Consider the following 16,502-nt stretch of genomic DNA (forward strand, 5'->3'; position numbering starts at 1 on the left):
GTGACATCTGGTGAAAAAGCCAAATTTACCTACAAACCCGTTGATACTGCCGAGCCTGTACAGTGTGATGCTGAAACGACGGCATTTATTCAGCATTACAACGCGAAAACCAGTGCATCAAAAGCGGCTATCCAGAAATATCGGAGGGTGCTCTGTGATAACCGCAATTCGATTCAGTTCAACAGTAAGCTCAAAGAATTGTGTTATCCGATTGTGGGAAAAACCGCAAAAGGAGCACATTTTACTGATCTGAACGGCAATGTCTTTATTGACATTGCGATGGGGTTTGGCGTCAACTTTTTTGGGCATAATCCTGATTTTATCCAACAGGCTTTACAAAAAAGGCTTCAACGTGGTTTTCATCTCGGGCCGCTTGATGAGTCTGGTATGGTTGTTGCGGATTTAATCGCTGAAATCACGGGTGTTGAGCGAGTGGCTTTCACTAATTCAGGCACCGAGGCAATTATGCTTGCCTGTCGCGTAGCCAGGGCTGCTAGCGGGAAAAGGAAGATTGTTATCTTCAATAATGCCTACCATGGTCACTATACGGAAATCCTCTTTATGGGAGGAATGAAGAGGGAGAGATATTCCCTCAATCTAGCGGCATTCCTGAAGATTTGGGGCGGGATATAGTGATACTCAATTATGGCGAACAACAAAGCCTGGACTATATTACCGCTCACGGAAATGAAATTGCTATGGTCATGGTTGAACCCGTCCAATCGCGCAATATCAACCTACGGCCTAAATCTTTTATTCAGACGTTACGAAAAATCACGGCACAGCAGAATGTGGTATTGCTATTCGATGAAATCATTACTGGTTTTCGTTATCACCCAAAAGGGGCGCAACATTACTATCAGGTCAAGGCTGATTTGGTGACATATGGCAAAGTCATCGGGGGTGGTATGCCTATCGGTGTTTTGGCTGGCGATGCGGCAATAATGGATTACCTTGATGGTGGTTTCTGGCAATTTGGTGACGCGTCTTATCCACCCAATGAGACCACCTTTTTTGCCGGAACGTTTTGTAAACATCCGCTGGCGATGGCCGCAGCTGAGGCAACGTTATTACATATGAAAACGATGGGGCCTGCATTACAAACTGATTTGAATGACAGAACCTCAGGCTTTGTTGAGCGGCTCAATGCGTTGTTCACTACAGCAAATTGCGGTATAGAAGTTGCGAACTTTGGCTCATTATTCAAGTTCAATCAGAAAAAAACACACGAACTATTTTTCCATAACTTGTTAATGAATGGGGTTTATACTTGGGAAGGGCGTACCTGTTTCCTCTCTACAGCTCATGATGATAACGTGTTAAATGAATGTTTCGATGCTTTTGAAAAAACCATCGAGAAGATTTCTGCCAAACCCCGCTTGCTGAACGTACCTGTAGAATCAAAAGCGCCAGTGAACGTTGTCGTACCCGAATTTAAGATGCAGAAGAATTTGGCGATGTCCAGTTGGTACGATCCGGCGGCATCAAAATCTTACAATGAATTCGTTCAGTATGTGATCACTGATGGATTGCAGCTGCATCGTTTAAACAGCACTATTGAGTATTTGTTCAATCGTCACCAACAATTGCGCCAGGTTTTTTGTCCTGAAACCTTTAAAACGGTGACCGGCCAATTTGATCACCATGCCGCAATACGGACTGAACCGGCGATCATGGATTCACCAGAACAGTTTTTACAATGGCGGCAAAGTTGTCTGGATGAAGAGTTTGCGCTTGATCGTGGACCGATGTTTAGAGTGCATGTAGCACAGATTGATTTAGCTCTGCCATTATGGAGTGAAACACCTTTAGCACAACATGCACTTAACTATAGCCGTGTGGATATGATTTTTTTGGTTGCCCACCATGCTATTGTTGATGGTGTCTCTTTGGATGTATTAATTGATGAGCTGGTGGCTGTTTATCATGGCACCGGCGATTTGCCACCAGCCTGTCAGTATCATGATTATTTGGAGCGTCTGGCTGCATTCAAAAAGACCCCGGATTTTATTCACCAGAAATCATTTTGGCACAAGTACCTGTCTGGCTGGCAGAGGGATTTGGCAAATTTACCCGAACCGGCTCCTGTCGTGCTGACAGAAGAGGGGAATGTACTCGCGACGGGGGGATTTTATCTTGAGAAATTATCGGTTGACTTGACGGCTAAGATTTTGGCTTATGCGGCTGTACAGCGTGCGACTCCTTACATGCTGATGTATACCGTCTACTCTATTTTTTTGGGTACGGTACTCAAACAATCCCAATTTGTTATGTCTACTTCGGTATCCGGGCGTAACTTTGACAATTTCGACAATCTGGTGGGCTTGACGACGGCAATGTTGCCCGTTCGGGTAAATACCTGCAATGGTGAACAACGTTTCAGTGAGTATCTTGACCTTACTTGTGAACAATTGTTGGATATTTTTTCTAACCAGGATGTCACGATTGAAGATTTGACGGTGCAGAATTGCAGCCTGGGGCATCATTCGGAAACGGTAAACCGTTATCTTAATTACGACTTCAATTTCAGTCCCCGTAAACTTAAGCTTAATGAAAGTGGTAGTTGGTCTTTGTTGTTGGATAACCCCAAACGCTACATTGTTGGTCAATTGTCTTTGGATGTATTTCAGAGCGAGCACGATCTGTATTTACATTGGGAATATGCAGCACAAGCCTACAACAAGGCGCAAATCAAAACGCTGTCAGGTAAGCTGGTACAGTTACTGGATTATCTCATTAACTCTCCGGAGAGGGATACACTGACCCTGGCTGATATTGTCACTTATCTGAACTCGCTGGATACACCCTCTATTGCCATTGGGCCGTTGCGGAAGGATTTTCTGTACAAGGCACCAATCCATGCCTTGTTTGAACGGCAAGCCGCCGATGATCCACAGGCATGTGCATTAATCGATGCCAGTTTGAAAGAAGGACAGCGTCAGCTTTCATTTGCCGAATTGAACCGACAGGCAAATGCATTGGCACATCATTTGCTGCAACAAGGTTTACAGCCAGAAGAGCCTGTTTTTATCAGTGTACGTCGTGGGATACCCTTAGCCATCTCGGTATTAGCAGTACTGAAAGCGGGGGGCGTGTACGTTCCTATTGATAAGAAGCTACCTCTTACCCAAGTCGAATTCTTGCTCTCAGAACTTACTCCGCGATTTGCCCTGCTCGATGGGGATTATGGAGGCTTAAATGATGGTAATGAGGTGAGAAACTCTGACCATATTTCGTTGCTGAAAACGCTATCTCATGTCCGGTATTTCAACTTTTACGATGAAGGGATGTTGCTGCGTCAATGTGGGGTTGCCCCGGGGGATACCGCGTTACTGCAAAATCCGGGAAAAGTAATACCTGCGGGGCAAACAGCCTATATTACCTGTACCTCAGGAAGTACCCAAAATGCTAACAACGTGATGAACTCCCATGGGGCTATCGCCCATCACTGTTTGATGATGAAGGAATATCTGGCGATTTGTTCGGAAGATCGGATGCTTCAATTTACCGATTTGTGCTGGGATATCGTTCTTGAGGAACTTTTTCCTGTTTGGAGCGCAGGAGGCAGGGTTGTATTTTTCGGTGATACCCCGCCAAATACGTTTGCTGATTTCAACCAATTGCTGATTGAACAACAGATTACGTTGGCCGATTTACCGTCTACCTATTGGCAAGGATGGGTGGATAGTTTGGAAAATCCTGCCATAGGTTACCCATCCCACTTACGGCGTATTTTAGTGGGAACTGAAAAAGTTGATCCACAGACGTTGAAAAAGTGGCAGAAATTTGTACCTGAAGGGGTAATTTTCTCCAATGCTTACGCCCAAACTGAAACCACTATTACCGCTACGGATTCAGTGATTACTAGGGATACACCGGTGGGAGAAACTGTGCCGCTTGGGAGGCCGCTAGCCAATACCGGATTTTATGTGCTGGATGAGTCAGGCAAACCAGTGCCACGCGGTGAGCCTGGTGAATTGTATATCGGTGGTCCGCTGGTATCTAAGGGATACTATGGCAATGACACTCTGACAGCCACCAGATATGTAGTTGATCCTTATATCCCTGCTGAAATTTGCAACCAGACAGCACCACTTATGTACAAAACCGGTGATTTGGTCAGCATGGATGAACAGGGATGTCTGTCTTTTCTTGGTCGAACAGATTTTCAGATCAAGGTACGAGGTTATCGCATTGAGCCAACCCAGCTGGAAAGTACCATTGGTCAGTGGGAAGAAATCGAACAAGTTGTACTGACGACAAACAGCGTGATTGATCCGACTATTCCTGTGGCAGAAACAAAATTGCTTTGTTATGTGAAAACCCAAGCCGACAAAGCGGTACAAAGAGAATTAAGTGAACGGATCCGGCAGTTCATCAACTGTAATTTTGCTCATTATATGCAACCACATCGCATTGTCTATCTGGCTGAATTCCCTAAAACCGCTAACGGCAAAGTTTCGATAAAGCAGTTCCCTTTGCCGGAACGAACTGTACCCAATGATCCTTTACAGTATCTTAACAGTGCGGCGGGGCGTTTGCTGATGACTCATCTTAGGCAACGTGAACTGGATATGGGCGAAAGTTTCGTGGCGTCGGGCGGGGATTCGTTAACCGCGATCAAGATCTTATCTGCATTGCAAAAAGAGCATGGAGTCACCCTTAAGTTGCCGGAGTTTATGGCTTGTCCAACATTGGCTAGCCTGATCGAATGGATAGATTCAACATTGGTTGTGAACAAAGAAGAGGTTGTATCACAAACATTCGTGTCGGATAGCCATAAGCAGATAGCAGGGCGAAAAGAAAAACCTGTATTACAGGCTCGTCGTCGTAACAAAAAGGGAATTGTTGGATGAAGGGCATACATGGATTTTATCCGCTCTGGATTGGCATCGCGGTGTCGATATTTGGTAGTGAATTGACGGAATTTGCTTTCGGGTTATGGCTGCTTCAGAAACAAATGTCAGTCATGGCTTATACGAATATGTATTTAGTATTAGTGCTTCCGGCCTTTTTATTGATGCCGTTAGTGGGCTATGTGATTGATCACTACGATAAACGCAAGGTGCTGCTACTCACTGAAGGGATTGCGGGTTTGGCCTTGGCAATTGTGCTTTTGTGCAATCATTTTGGCTATATCAATTCCATCGTAGTCTATCTGTATATCGCCCTGACCAGCGTGCTGACCGCGTTGCAGATTGACTGTTACAGCACTCTGGTTTTTCGGCTGGTTCCACAATCTTCATTAAATCGGGCAAATGCATTGGGCAGTCTTAGCGATTCATTGCCACAAATGCTTGCTCCGGTTGTTGGTGCGTTTCTGTTTTCTCACTATGGCCTGGGTATGGTGCTGACGGTTGATCTTTTAACCTTTATGGTAAGTGCGTTCGCCGCAGGGTTATTGTTCAGGGTGAAGTCTGTACAGTTTCTGCCGCACGATGATGGCACATTATCTAAGTTGAACTGGAAAGCCATTTTTCCTGATATGGAATGTGTTCGTTTGGTTAAGGCATCGCCAGAAATGACTTATATGATCGGGTATACCTTCTTTAAGTCAATTTTGGTTGGTGGAACGCTAATCACGATTGTTCCTTATTTTACCACCTATTTTTCTGTCGCAGATGCAGGCTACATGATGTCTGTCGGCGGAGTTTCTATGGTGATAGTCAGCCTGATGTCGGCATGGAAGCCCTCTATATTGCGATATATGCCATTGCTGTTATTGGAGTTTTTATTTGCGATTGGTTTTTTGATATTGACGCAGATAAAAAATGTTTACGTCTTAGGGGCTTGTATTGCTATCAGCTTTATCACGATGCGAATAAGCATTATTAAAATGCAAACGTTATGGCAAACCATTGTGCCGAAAATCTATCATGGTCGTGTTTTTGCCTTACGTAATTTGGTTAAGACATTCAGTAGCTTCATTATTTATCTTATCACTGGGATTGTCTTGGAAATATTACTGGCTCAAGAGGGAGGGTGGGCGATTTGGGGGCAAAGTAACCCGATGGATCTTTATTTTATTGGGATCACCCTTCTGATATTACCTCCCTTGCTTATCACGACACAAAAACTGTTATTAGCGATAGGGGGGAAATAATATGCTGAAGATAGGCATTATCGGTACAGGTGCGGTTGCATGTTATTTGGCTCATCAATGCAAGAAACAAGGATGTCAGGTTTTTTTATTATCTTCACGAGGAATAAGGAACCAGACATTACCTATCAGTCACATACAACTCAGTGATGATACAAATCATAAGCAGGCAATCAGCAAGGATCTCGGCAGTATCGTTATTGATGGTCATTTCACTGATTATGCAGATTTTCTGTCTAAAGATTTTGATCAATTGTATGTGTGCAGCAAGACGGTATCCAATCAACATATTTGCCAGCAATTATCGCGCAATAAACATCGGCTCCGTAGCCCTGTGGTCATATTCCAAAATGGTTTTACCACAGAACAAACCTTTATTGATGAGGCATTAGGTGTCACGGTCATCCGTGGTGTACTCAACTTTTCGGTGACTTTGCATAGCAAACAAAACCTGAGATTGATGTTTCTTAAAACCAGCTATCTTGGATGCATTGAACTCACTGAACAGGCAGAAGCGGATATTTTGGCGGTTTTGGATTTACTCAACCGAGTCGGCATTCCCTTCGAAGGTTGTGAAGATATCGGACATAAAGCGTTTGCCAAAAACACGCTCAATGCGGCGGCCTCGGTGTGCGGATTAGTCCGTATCGGTGTATATACAGCGATGCGTAATTATGCTTCCCGATCTGTTATTCAGTCGATTATTGACGAGTGTGCTGCCATTGGCGAAAAAACCGGATATGTCAAAGATAGCGAAAGTTTCCGGCGTCAGTCCGTGGGGTATTTAATGTCAATTCCCGATTTTAATTCTTCTTTGGTATTGGATGTGATCAATGGCAGGGAAACAGAGGCAGATACCTTACTGGCTTCCTTGGTCAAACTTAGCCAACGAATAGACATTGCCACGCCAAATCTGAATTTTGTTTATCGTTATTTCGATTTTTATAACACATATATAACCCAATCCCAGACATGCACGAAAACGATCCTGGTCGAAGGAGATGCCTAATGAGTAATAATACTACAATCGATACTACAGTCATGTTACCTGAAGGTGGTGAAGGTGTTCTGAATAACGTATTTTCTCCTTATGCTGATTATTTTGTCGACATGATCGACCAGCGTCACTCTCATATTGCGATTGAACCGGTTGGAATATATGAGAGCCAAATTAAACATTATGTTTGCCAGGATTATTTCAATTACGAACAGAAAGAACTGTGGAAAAGTATTCCCCAGTTTATAGCGCCCATTCAATCATTGGAAAAAGTAGGGGATTTTATTACAGTCGATTATCAGGGGCGTGTTCCGATGATTGTGAGTAAAGTCGATGATAATCGTTGTGCTGTATTTGAAAATGTCTGTCCTCATCGGGGAGCCAGACTTGAACATCATAAGGAAGGGTGCAAAAAAGCTTTTGTTTGCCCTTATCATAGTTGGTCATTCAGTCATCAAGGCCATCTGATAGCTGCTCGTTGGCGAGAAGCTTTCCCTGAAATACCCGATCAATATCGTTCACTTAATGCAATTGATACGCTACAAAAGTTTAGTATGTTGTGGCAAATGCCGGGTGAATCTATGCCTGACTTTTCGCTGGAACATTGGTTTTCTGCCATTGATGATCAAATTTCCGCTATCGGCTTTGAACAGCACCAATTGTTGAATTCCCGTGAAAGGATGATTAAAGCTAACTGGAAATTACTGATTGAAAATTTTATTGAATATTATCATGTCCAGTCTCTGCACCGAAACAGCCTGGCTCCCACATTAAATGGCCAGCTTTATTCATTGGATTCTTTTGCCCAGCATGGACGGATTTTGACCCCACTGAAAAATTTGGCTCAGGTTCGTCGACAAACACCACATAAGACACGTCGGGAGATGGTAGCCACTTATTTGCTGTTCCCCAATGTGATTATCGGGGTACAGCCTTATCATGTTTTTGTCTCTTTTTATCATCCTGTGTCGGTAAACCAAACCTGGTCGAAGACGTTCAACTTTATCCATAAAACAGATGAGGCGATAAGCGAGGTATGCCAACTGGATGTGGAATATCTGGCAGAAGCCCTTGAAGAAGATTACGAGGCGATTGAGCAAGTCCAAAGAAATCTGGAAGTATGCACCGCGCCGAGTCTGCTGTATGGCGAAGCGGAATCCCTTATTGTGCAGTTGCATCGCAATTTGGCAGCCATTTTGAACCAAAGTGGTAAGGGAGCAAACAAGGTATGAGTGAGATAAGAGATCTGGAGCATGCTGGTTTTGAGATTGATGAAGTGCCGGTCTCTGCTGGCCAGCAAGATTTGTGGTTGGCAGAACAATTAACTGCAAAACAGCTTTACATCGTACCCGTAACCTACGAATTAGTTGGCTCATTAGATCAGGATAAATTGCTGGATGCGATTGCCCAGACGATACAAAACAGTGAAGCTTTCCGTACCGCATTTGTCGAAAGCGATCAGGGATTGGTTCAGCATATCTACCCTGAGATTGAATTACCCGTTACTGTGATAGATCTATCTAGGCAAGGCATAGCATCAGATAATGATGAGCGCCTGCAACAGGCATTGACGCACTGTCAGCATAATTTGGAAACCCCATTTACTTTGGGAAAACCCGGTTTGGCACGTTTTTTATTGATCAAGTTAGGAGAGCAAAGCCACATTTTGCATTTTTGCCTCCATCACCTGATTTGCGACAATGATTCAGTGGCATTGATTCTTAATAATATTGCGACAGTGTATGCGGGTGGTTCGTTACCGAGCGGTGATACTGATCGCCTTGAATACGCTGAATTTGCCAGCTGGCAGGATGAATTGCTGCGCGGTGATTATCTGGCTAATGATGAAGAATATTGGTTGACAGAACTTGAAGGGGTAGATGGACGCTTGGAACTGGCTATTGGTAATCCTGTTCCATCGAAAAGTGAGCAAGGTGGTATGATCCGGTGCCAGCTAGCCCCTTCTTTAGTTACCTCCTTCAATGATTGTGCCGCTACTTTGGGTATTTCACCAGCACTGGGTTATTTTACCCTATATGCTTCTCTTTTGTATCGGCTGACGGGGCAGCAAACCATAGTGTTTGGGGTACCGGCCTCTTTGCGAGATGATCAGCGTTTGGAGAAAACGATAGGTTATTTTATCAATGTGTTGCCGATTAAAGTGATATTCCATCCGCAAATCAGTTTTGCTGATATTGCAGCCCAGCTTAGTCGCCAGCTCTACAATGGCATTGAACACCAGCAATTGCCTTACAGCCATATTGTACGTTGTGTCAGCCATGCCCAGCAAATCCCGCAGTCCCCCTTATTCAATGTGATGTACAACTATTTTGTTGGTCAGGGAGATTGGGTATTGCCCGGAACCCGATCTCGTCAACATGAGTTGATACCTGTTGGGGGAAAATTCCCATTGACGTTGTTTGTGGTTAATCACGCTGATACCGTAGAGCTAAGTTTTGAATATCAATACGCACATGTTGCCGCAGATTATGCTGAAGTATTAAGCGACAGTTATCAGCAATTGTGTACGGCGATGGTTTTTGATGTTGATCAGGAAGTGTTGGCGCAACCTTTGTTGAATGAAGCTGATTATCAACGCCAAGTCCTGGCATTCAACCAGACTGACACTGTCTTCCAAGATGATTTTTGTCATCATTTTTTCCGTCAATTGGACGCTGAACCTGAGCTAACGGCGGTTGAATATTGGGACGAATCGCGAACTGGACGACTCAGTTATAAAAAACTGTACCACTTAAGCCAATGGGTAGCTGACGAATTACGCAGCCATATTATTTCAGGTTCATCACGGCAGGCTAAGGTGGTCATTTTCTCTGGCGTCACCCCCTTGTCCCTAGCCACGATTGTTGCTTGCTTGATTGAAGGTATTGTATGGATACCGGTAGATAGCCAATTACCCCTCAACCGTCTGTTGCTGATTGTTCAAGATGCCATCCCCGATGCCATAGTGATAGAAGATAAGATCGCGGGCAAAAATGCATCTTTATTGGCGGCAATGGAGCGTTTCGATATACCCGTTATTGAGTTAAACAGCGAATGGGAAATAAGAGATGATAATAATCATATAGGCTGCATCCCTTTGATTCCTCGTTGGAAACTCATTGCAGAAAATGATTGCCTTTGCTACATGATTTATACCTCCGGTACGACAGGGAAGCCAAAAGGTGTCGAAATTTATCGCAAGGGCCTTAACAACTATCTCAATTGGACAACACAGGCTTATATGCCGCCAGGTACGTCTGATTTGGGGGGATTGGGTGTGCCAGTGACCACTTCCTTCGGGTTTGATGCCACTATTACGAGTTTGCTTCTGCCATTAATTGCGCGAGGATACGTCATCCTTTTTTCTGCGCAGGCCAGCCAAAATGCGGCATTATTGCGCTTATTTGAGCTAAATCAGCCTTTAGGATTGATGAAAACGACGCCTTCACAATTGGAGCATTTAGCATTAAGCATGGGGCAGAAGCAGACTCCGCTGGATGTTAAGGTCATAGTGATCGGGGGTGAGCAAATGAGTCGTGCCCATCTGGGCTATCTCAAAACAATCGCGCCAGAAAGTAGGTGTTTTAATGAATATGGACCGACAGAGACTGTTGTTGGTTGTTGCGTGGAGCGGTTGAATATCGCTGCTGAATCAAACCAATATTATCATGGCGTGTTACCGATAGGTTCTCCCATAGCTAATACACAGATGTATGTGTTGAATGAAAGAGGTTGCCATCAACCCTCTGGCGTGATTGGTGAATTATGTATTGGTGGGGAGGGAGTAGCTAAAGGATATTGGCAACGCCCGGATTTAACAGCCGCTGCATTCATTGCCGATCCATTCGCAAAAGTTAATGGGAAATGGCTTTACCGAACTGGCGATCTGGCTTGTTTTACCATGGATAATAAACTCTTATGTCTGGGGCGAAAGGATAATCAGATCAAGCTTCGTGGTTACAGGATTGAACCGGAAGAAATTGAGTCGTGGATTAAGCAGGTGCCGGATATTGATAAGGCTGTGGTCGTGATTGAAAAACAGCTCCATGAACGGCTTTGTGGCTACCTGGTTGCATCTTCACGGTTTATGGGAAGTGCGCAAGAACTTATTGATAAGGTCAAACAGTATCTGCAAGGCCAATTGCCGGATTACATGATCCCAACACAATGGCGGGTAATTGAAGCCATTCCTTATACAATTAACAATAAGATCGATACTGCTGCATTATTGGCATTAGGGGGGAACCGAATCTCTTCTGATGCAGAGGAGCATCTGGAACATGACTTGGATTCTGATATAGCAAAACAAGTCTTGAGCCATTTTAGTGAGGCGCTAAATCGCCATATTGTTTCGCTAGAGGATAATTTCTTTCAACTAGGGGGAGATTCTCTGATGGCAGTGCACCTGCTGGCAAAAATCAACGTACATTTCGCTATTGAAGTAAAACTCAAGACGTTCTATCAACAGGCATCCCTGAAAAATTTGATTACGTTGGTAGAAGAAAGGATCCGTCATGGTAATAGACATATTGGCAAGTGATTTGAGGAGTGTAGTTTGGAAAATAATAAGTTGTTTATTATACCAAAACCGATCAGTAGTCCGAGGCTGAGACTCTTTTGCTTTCCATATGCGGGGGGATCTGCGAGAACTTATCTTGATTGGGCAACGTATTTTAATGATGATATTGAGATAGTGGCAGTTCAACCGCCAGGGCGGGCAACTCGAATTGGTGAAACCTTGTATGAAGATTTGCCTTCTCTGGTCGATGAGTTAATCGCTCATGCTGCATTTATTACGCAGATCCCTTATGTATTTATTGGACATAGCCTGGGATGCCGTGTGGCATTTGAACTTGCTTGTCAATTGCAATCCCGTGCTTATCCCATTCCTGTCCACTTCTTTGCGTCAGGGTGTCCAGCTCCACATTTGAAGGATAATAATCCTTATACTCATAACTTGCCTCGTGACCAATTTATCCGTGAGCTACAAAAAATGAATGGCGCCACTGATGAGATATTGTTAAATGATGAACTTATGGATATATTGCTGCCGGTTTTAAGGGCTGATTTCAAGATGGCTGAAACCTATCAGCCAGCACGATTCGTCCTAAAAAGCCCAGTAACTGTTTTAAGTGGTGATTCCGATCCTGACGTTAAACCAATTGAACTTTATGCCTGGTCAGAATTATCCAGCGAAGATTTAACGATACAATATATTCAGGGAGATCATTTTTTTATTGATCAAAATAGAAGGCGGGTTATAGAGGTTATGTTGTCTGCATTATCACCAATGTGACACCTTGCCTATCGGAAAGGGTTATAACTTACCTAAATATAACCCTTGTTATACGCATCAAACTTCAAGTTGCAATTTACAACACGCTATGAAGCTCGATATCTCCCCGCTTCGCGGGGAGATATCATATGCATCTTGAAGTGAGATTGGTATAGTTGTATTTGAATTGTCGCTAAAAATCAGTTTCTTGCCTTGAACGTTAAGCTCAATGCAAATAACACTGCCGAACAAAGTACAACGGAAGGTCCTGCCGGTGTGTTATAAAATGCCGATAATGTTAACCCTCCCGTAACAGAAAGCATACCGACAATAATTGCAAAAACGGCCATTTGTTCAGGTGTGCGGGAGAAACGACGGGAGGTAGCGGCAGGGATAATCAGCAGGGAGGTGATAATTAATGCCCCAACGAATTTCATTGCCAGCCCAATAGTTAATGCTGTCACTAACATCAGCAGGATACGCAGACGTTGAATTTTAATGCCATCAACAAAGGCCAAATCTTGGCTAACTGTTATTGATAGCAGGGCGCGCCATTGCCATGTCAGTAATCCAGTAACAATCGCGACACCGGCCGCAATGAGCCAGAGATCTTCGTAAGTTACGGACAATAAATCGCCAAACAAATAAGCCATTAGATCGACCCTGACACTGGTCATAAAACTCACGACGACTAAGCCCAGCGACAAGGCGCTGTGAGCCAGAATGCCTAATAAGGTATCAACTGCCAATTGCGGGCGCTTTTCCAGCCAAACTAAAATAGTGGCTAAGATAAGAGTCACTGCAATCACCGCATAAAATGGGTTCACATTCAGTAAGAAACCAAATGCAACACCAAGCAGTGATGCGTGTGCCAGTGTATCACCAAAATAGGACATTCTGCGCCAAACGACAAAAGAACCAAGAGGCCCCGCAGCAATTGCCAAAAAAATACCGGCGAGCCAGCCGGGAAGCAATAATTCAATCATCGACGTGATTCCCCAACATTTTTCAAAATAATTTTCCCTCTCAGATCATGATGATGATTGTGGTGATGGCGGTAAACTGCCAGTTGCTCTGCGCCATGATGCCCAAACATTGCAATAAACTCTGGGTGCATTGACACCACTTCTGGTGTGCCAGAACAACAAATGTGCTGATTGAGGCATAAAACCTCGTCTGTTTTCGCCATGACTAAGTGCAGGTCATGGGATACCATCAGTACAGCGCAATTAAGCTCTGTCCTGATTTGGTTGATTAAGTCATAAAGCGCCAGTTGGCCATTGACATCCACGCCTTGTGTTGGCTCATCAAGAACCAAAAGCTGGGGGTGGTTCAGTAAGGCCCTGGCGAGTAATACCCGCTGAGTTTCTCCACCAGACAGCTTTTGCATGGGTTGCTCTAATAAGTGAGCAGCCTTGACTCGATTTAATACCGGTATGATATCTGCTGGTTTTACGTTTGGCCTTAGCAGCATAAACCGCTTAACAGTCAGGGGTAGAGTGGGATCAAGGTTAAGTTTTTGTGGAACATAACCAATTCTTAATGTGGGGTTCTGTTCAATCGTGCCCGAAGTGGGTTGGATTAAACCAAGAACGACGCGAACCAGCGTTGATTTTCCTGCACCGTTTGGGCCGATCAGGGTCAGAATTTTCCCTTGCTTGAGATTGAATGAAATATTGTTTAATACCTTGCGGTTACCAAATTCAACCGTAATATTTTTTAGGGTAATCATAATTGATGAGTTAAACGTGTCTTGCAGAATTATTGAAATGTTATAATATAACATAATTTAATTTTCTGCATGGAATATTCATAATATGTTACACAACTCACAAAAATACCCGCATAAATTTTTTCATAACATCGCATTAGCGACTATGTTAATGGTAGGAATAAATTGCTCCGCACAGGCCGATGTTGTCACATCTATTCGTCCATTGGGCTTTATTGCTGCTGCCATTGCCGATGGCGTAACAAATACTCAAGTACTTCTTCCTGATGGCGCTTCTCCACATGATTATGCGTTACGGCCTCTGGATGTACGGAAAATTAACCAAGCTGACTTGGTTGTTTGGATTGGCCCAGATATGGAAACTTTTTTAGCAAAACCCATAGCTAAAATTGAACGAAGTAAACAACTGTCACTGGCTGAATTATCTACCATTAAGCCACTTTTATTGAAAAATAGTGAAGAAAATGGTAATGATTCCGGTGCTGAATCATATCAGCATGAACATGAGGACGATCACCATCATCATGGTGAATATAATATGCACATTTGGCTTTCTCCAAAGATCGCGGAAAAAGCCGCTCAGGCAATATACGATCAGCTTATTGAGCAGTATCCTCAACAAAAACAGCAATTAGAAGTAAACCTACGTAAATTCAATGGACAGCTTGCACAAACTGATAAGAATATTACTTATGTTTTAAAACCCATACAAAAACAGGGTTATTTTGTTTTTCATGATGCATATGGCTATTTTGAAAAACATTACCAATTGGCTCCACTCGGTGTTTTCACGCTCAATCCTGAAATACCACCCGGTGCGCAGAGACTACACAAGATACGAACACAATTGGTTGAGCAAAAAGCAAGGTGTATTTTTGCTGAACCTCAATTTAGGCCAGCCGTTATTCATGCCGTAGCAAAAGGTACTGATGTACGTATTGGAATACTTGACCCTTTAGGGAGCGGTATCACATTGGATAAAGATAGCTACATGAAATTTATAACTCAGCTATCAAAACAATATGCGAGCTGCCTAAGTTAGTACAATAAGGAATTTTTTAGTGCAGCAGATAGCTAAAACTATCGTTCTGGTATACAACAACCTGCCTAAACCCCATAAGATCATGCTAGGGTCTCTAACGCTAGTCACTTTGGCTATCGCGATATGGCGGCCTGTTGTTTATCATGAACGAGAAGAACAACGGACAGGTAATATCATTATCAGTACCCCCGATAGCATTCCAGATGCGACGGATGATGTTGCTGGGGATGCTAATGAACAACTTCCCAATGAAGGTATTGGGGATGATGATGGTAGTGCTGTTGATACAGCAGCAAATGTTCCGCACCAATATGTTGTTTCTAGTGGTGATACCCTGAGTTCGATTTTAACTCAGTTCGGAATTGATTCCTCTGATGTCGCTTTGTTAGCAAATCAATATAAGGTGTTGCGTAATTTAGGTATTGGTCAATCATTATCGTGGTCTACTGACGATAATGGGAATCTAAAAACGCTGACATGGAATATATCACGTCGTGAAACCCGCGTTTATACTCGTGAAGGGGATGTTTTTAACGAAACGCAAGAGTTCCAGAAGGGAGAATGGAAGAACAGTGTTATCACAGGCATAATCGATGGCAGCTTTAATAGTAGTGCCTTGGTTGCTGGACTAACAAGTGGTGAAGTCAGAGAAGTGACTAAAGCACTGCAATGGCAGATAGATTTCCGCAAATTGCGTAAAGGGGATCGTTTTTCTGTGTTGATGTCCCGCGAAATGCTTGATGGAAAAAGTGAACAAAGCCAGTTGTTAGGCGTTCGCTTACAGAGTGGTGGCGACGATTATTATGCCTTCCGTGCCGATGATGGTCGTTTTTATGACAGCAATGCTTCCGGTTTGGAGCGTGGTTTCCTGCGCTTTCCCACAACTAAACAATTCAGAGTGTCTTCTTCTTTCAATCCTCGTCGTTTAAATCCGGTAACAGGCAGAATTACAGCACATAGAGGGGTTGATTTTGCTATGCCAGTGGGAACTCCGGTTCTAGCGGTAGGTGATGGTGAAGTCGTTGTAGCCAAATTTGATGGGGCAGCTGGTAATTTCATTGCCATTCGGCATGGTCGCCAATATACAACGCGATATATGCACTTGAGGAAAATATTGGTAAAACCGGGTCAGAAAGTGAAACGGGGTGAGCGTATTGCGCTATCAGGAAATACGGGGCGTTCAACAGGCCCACATTTGCACTTTGAATTCTGGGATAACCAGCGACCTGTGAATCCTCTCACGGCAAAATTACCGCGTTCTGGTGGTCTGAGTGGTAAAGAACGTACAGAATATATCGCTGCGGTTAAAGAAATTAAGCCTCAATTATTGCTGGATTAAGTGCATTAAATCCCGAT

The 16,502-nt window shown here is 43.7% G+C and carries 11 protein-coding genes; 9 read left to right on the forward strand and 2 right to left on the reverse strand.

Features of this window, described 5'->3' with window-relative positions:
- The 7 genes from AAC853_RS09175 to AAC853_RS09205 are packed head-to-tail and all read left to right on the forward strand — an operon-like array spanning window position 1 to window position 12,393.
- Window positions 1–633, forward strand: coding sequence for an aminotransferase class III-fold pyridoxal phosphate-dependent enzyme (locus AAC853_RS09175; protein ID WP_340614366.1), 633 nt, complete (start codon window positions 1–3; stop codon window positions 631–633).
- Window positions 633–4,856, forward strand: a complete 4,224-nt coding sequence (locus AAC853_RS09180) for an aminotransferase class III-fold pyridoxal phosphate-dependent enzyme (protein WP_340614367.1) — start codon at window positions 633–635, stop codon at window positions 4,854–4,856. The genes AAC853_RS09175 and AAC853_RS09180 overlap by 1 nt, the downstream gene beginning before the upstream one ends.
- Window positions 4,853–6,103 carry an MFS transporter gene (locus AAC853_RS09185; protein WP_273559014.1) on the forward strand — a complete coding sequence of 417 codons (1,251 nt, stop codon included), beginning with the start codon at window positions 4,853–4,855 and terminating at the stop codon, window positions 6,101–6,103. Before AAC853_RS09180 ends, AAC853_RS09185 begins: the two co-directional genes overlap by 4 nt.
- A gap of 1 nt (window position 6,104) precedes the next feature.
- Window positions 6,105–7,109 carry a ketopantoate reductase family protein gene (locus tag AAC853_RS09190; RefSeq protein ID WP_340614368.1) on the forward strand — a complete coding sequence of 335 codons (1,005 nt, stop codon included), beginning with the start codon at window positions 6,105–6,107 and terminating at the stop codon, window positions 7,107–7,109.
- Window positions 7,109–8,329 (forward strand): aromatic ring-hydroxylating oxygenase subunit alpha, encoded by a 1,221-nt coding sequence (locus AAC853_RS09195; protein ID WP_340614369.1) that lies wholly within the window; start codon window positions 7,109–7,111, stop codon window positions 8,327–8,329. The genes AAC853_RS09190 and AAC853_RS09195 overlap by 1 nt, the downstream gene beginning before the upstream one ends.
- Window positions 8,326–11,637, forward strand: a complete 3,312-nt coding sequence (locus tag AAC853_RS09200) for a non-ribosomal peptide synthetase (RefSeq protein ID WP_340614370.1) — start codon at window positions 8,326–8,328, stop codon at window positions 11,635–11,637. The genes AAC853_RS09195 and AAC853_RS09200 overlap by 4 nt, the downstream gene beginning before the upstream one ends.
- Before the next feature lie 30 nt (window positions 11,638–11,667).
- On the forward strand, window positions 11,668–12,393 hold the full coding sequence (locus AAC853_RS09205) for a thioesterase II family protein (protein ID WP_340614441.1): 726 nt from the start codon (window positions 11,668–11,670) through the stop codon (window positions 12,391–12,393).
- A 179-nt stretch (window positions 12,394–12,572) separates the two neighbouring features.
- On the opposite strand, the gene znuB is transcribed toward AAC853_RS09205, so the two are convergent.
- Window positions 12,573–13,358 carry a zinc ABC transporter permease subunit ZnuB gene (znuB, locus tag AAC853_RS09210; protein ID WP_189759472.1) on the reverse strand — a complete coding sequence of 262 codons (786 nt, stop codon included), beginning with the start codon at window positions 13,356–13,358 and terminating at the stop codon, window positions 12,573–12,575.
- Entirely contained in the window at window positions 13,355–14,104 is a 750-nt protein-coding gene (znuC, locus tag AAC853_RS09215) for a zinc ABC transporter ATP-binding protein ZnuC (protein ID WP_338885562.1), read from the reverse strand. The genes znuB and znuC overlap by 4 nt, the downstream gene beginning before the upstream one ends.
- Window positions 14,105–14,189: 85 nt before the next feature.
- On the opposite strand from znuC, the gene znuA reads away from it, so the two are divergent.
- Window positions 14,190–15,146, forward strand: coding sequence for a zinc ABC transporter substrate-binding protein ZnuA (gene znuA / locus AAC853_RS09220; RefSeq protein WP_340614371.1), 957 nt, complete (start codon window positions 14,190–14,192; stop codon window positions 15,144–15,146).
- A 19-nt stretch (window positions 15,147–15,165) separates the two neighbouring features.
- The gene (gene mepM / locus AAC853_RS09225; protein ID WP_338882227.1) at window positions 15,166–16,485 is read left to right on the forward strand and encodes a murein DD-endopeptidase MepM; all 1,320 of its coding nucleotides are present in this window, start codon (window positions 15,166–15,168) and stop codon (window positions 16,483–16,485) included.
- Window positions 16,486–16,502: the final 17 nt, after the last annotated feature.

It is taken from the genome of Xenorhabdus thailandensis (assembly GCF_037996785.1).
Lineage (GTDB): Bacteria > Pseudomonadota > Gammaproteobacteria > Enterobacterales > Enterobacteriaceae > Xenorhabdus > Xenorhabdus griffiniae.

Bases quoted from the DNA above. Each gene is read 5' to 3' on its own strand.
- AAC853_RS09185 (WP_273559014.1), top strand. From the start codon at position 4,853: ATGAAGGGCATACATGGATTTTATCCGCTCTGGATTGGCATCGCGGTG.
- AAC853_RS09190 (WP_340614368.1), top strand. From the start codon at position 6,105: ATGCTGAAGATAGGCATTATCGGTACAGGTGCGGTTGCATGTTATTTG.
- AAC853_RS09195 (WP_340614369.1), top strand. From the start codon at position 7,109: ATGAGTAATAATACTACAATCGATACTACAGTCATGTTACCTGAAGGT.
- AAC853_RS09200 (WP_340614370.1), top strand. From the start codon at position 8,326: ATGAGTGAGATAAGAGATCTGGAGCATGCTGGTTTTGAGATTGATGAA.
- znuB (WP_189759472.1), bottom strand. From the start codon at position 13,358: ATGATTGAATTATTGCTTCCCGGCTGGCTCGCCGGTATTTTTTTGGCA.
- znuC (WP_338885562.1), bottom strand. From the start codon at position 14,104: ATGATTACCCTAAAAAATATTACGGTTGAATTTGGTAACCGCAAGGTA.
- znuA (WP_340614371.1), top strand. From the start codon at position 14,190: ATGTTACACAACTCACAAAAATACCCGCATAAATTTTTTCATAACATC.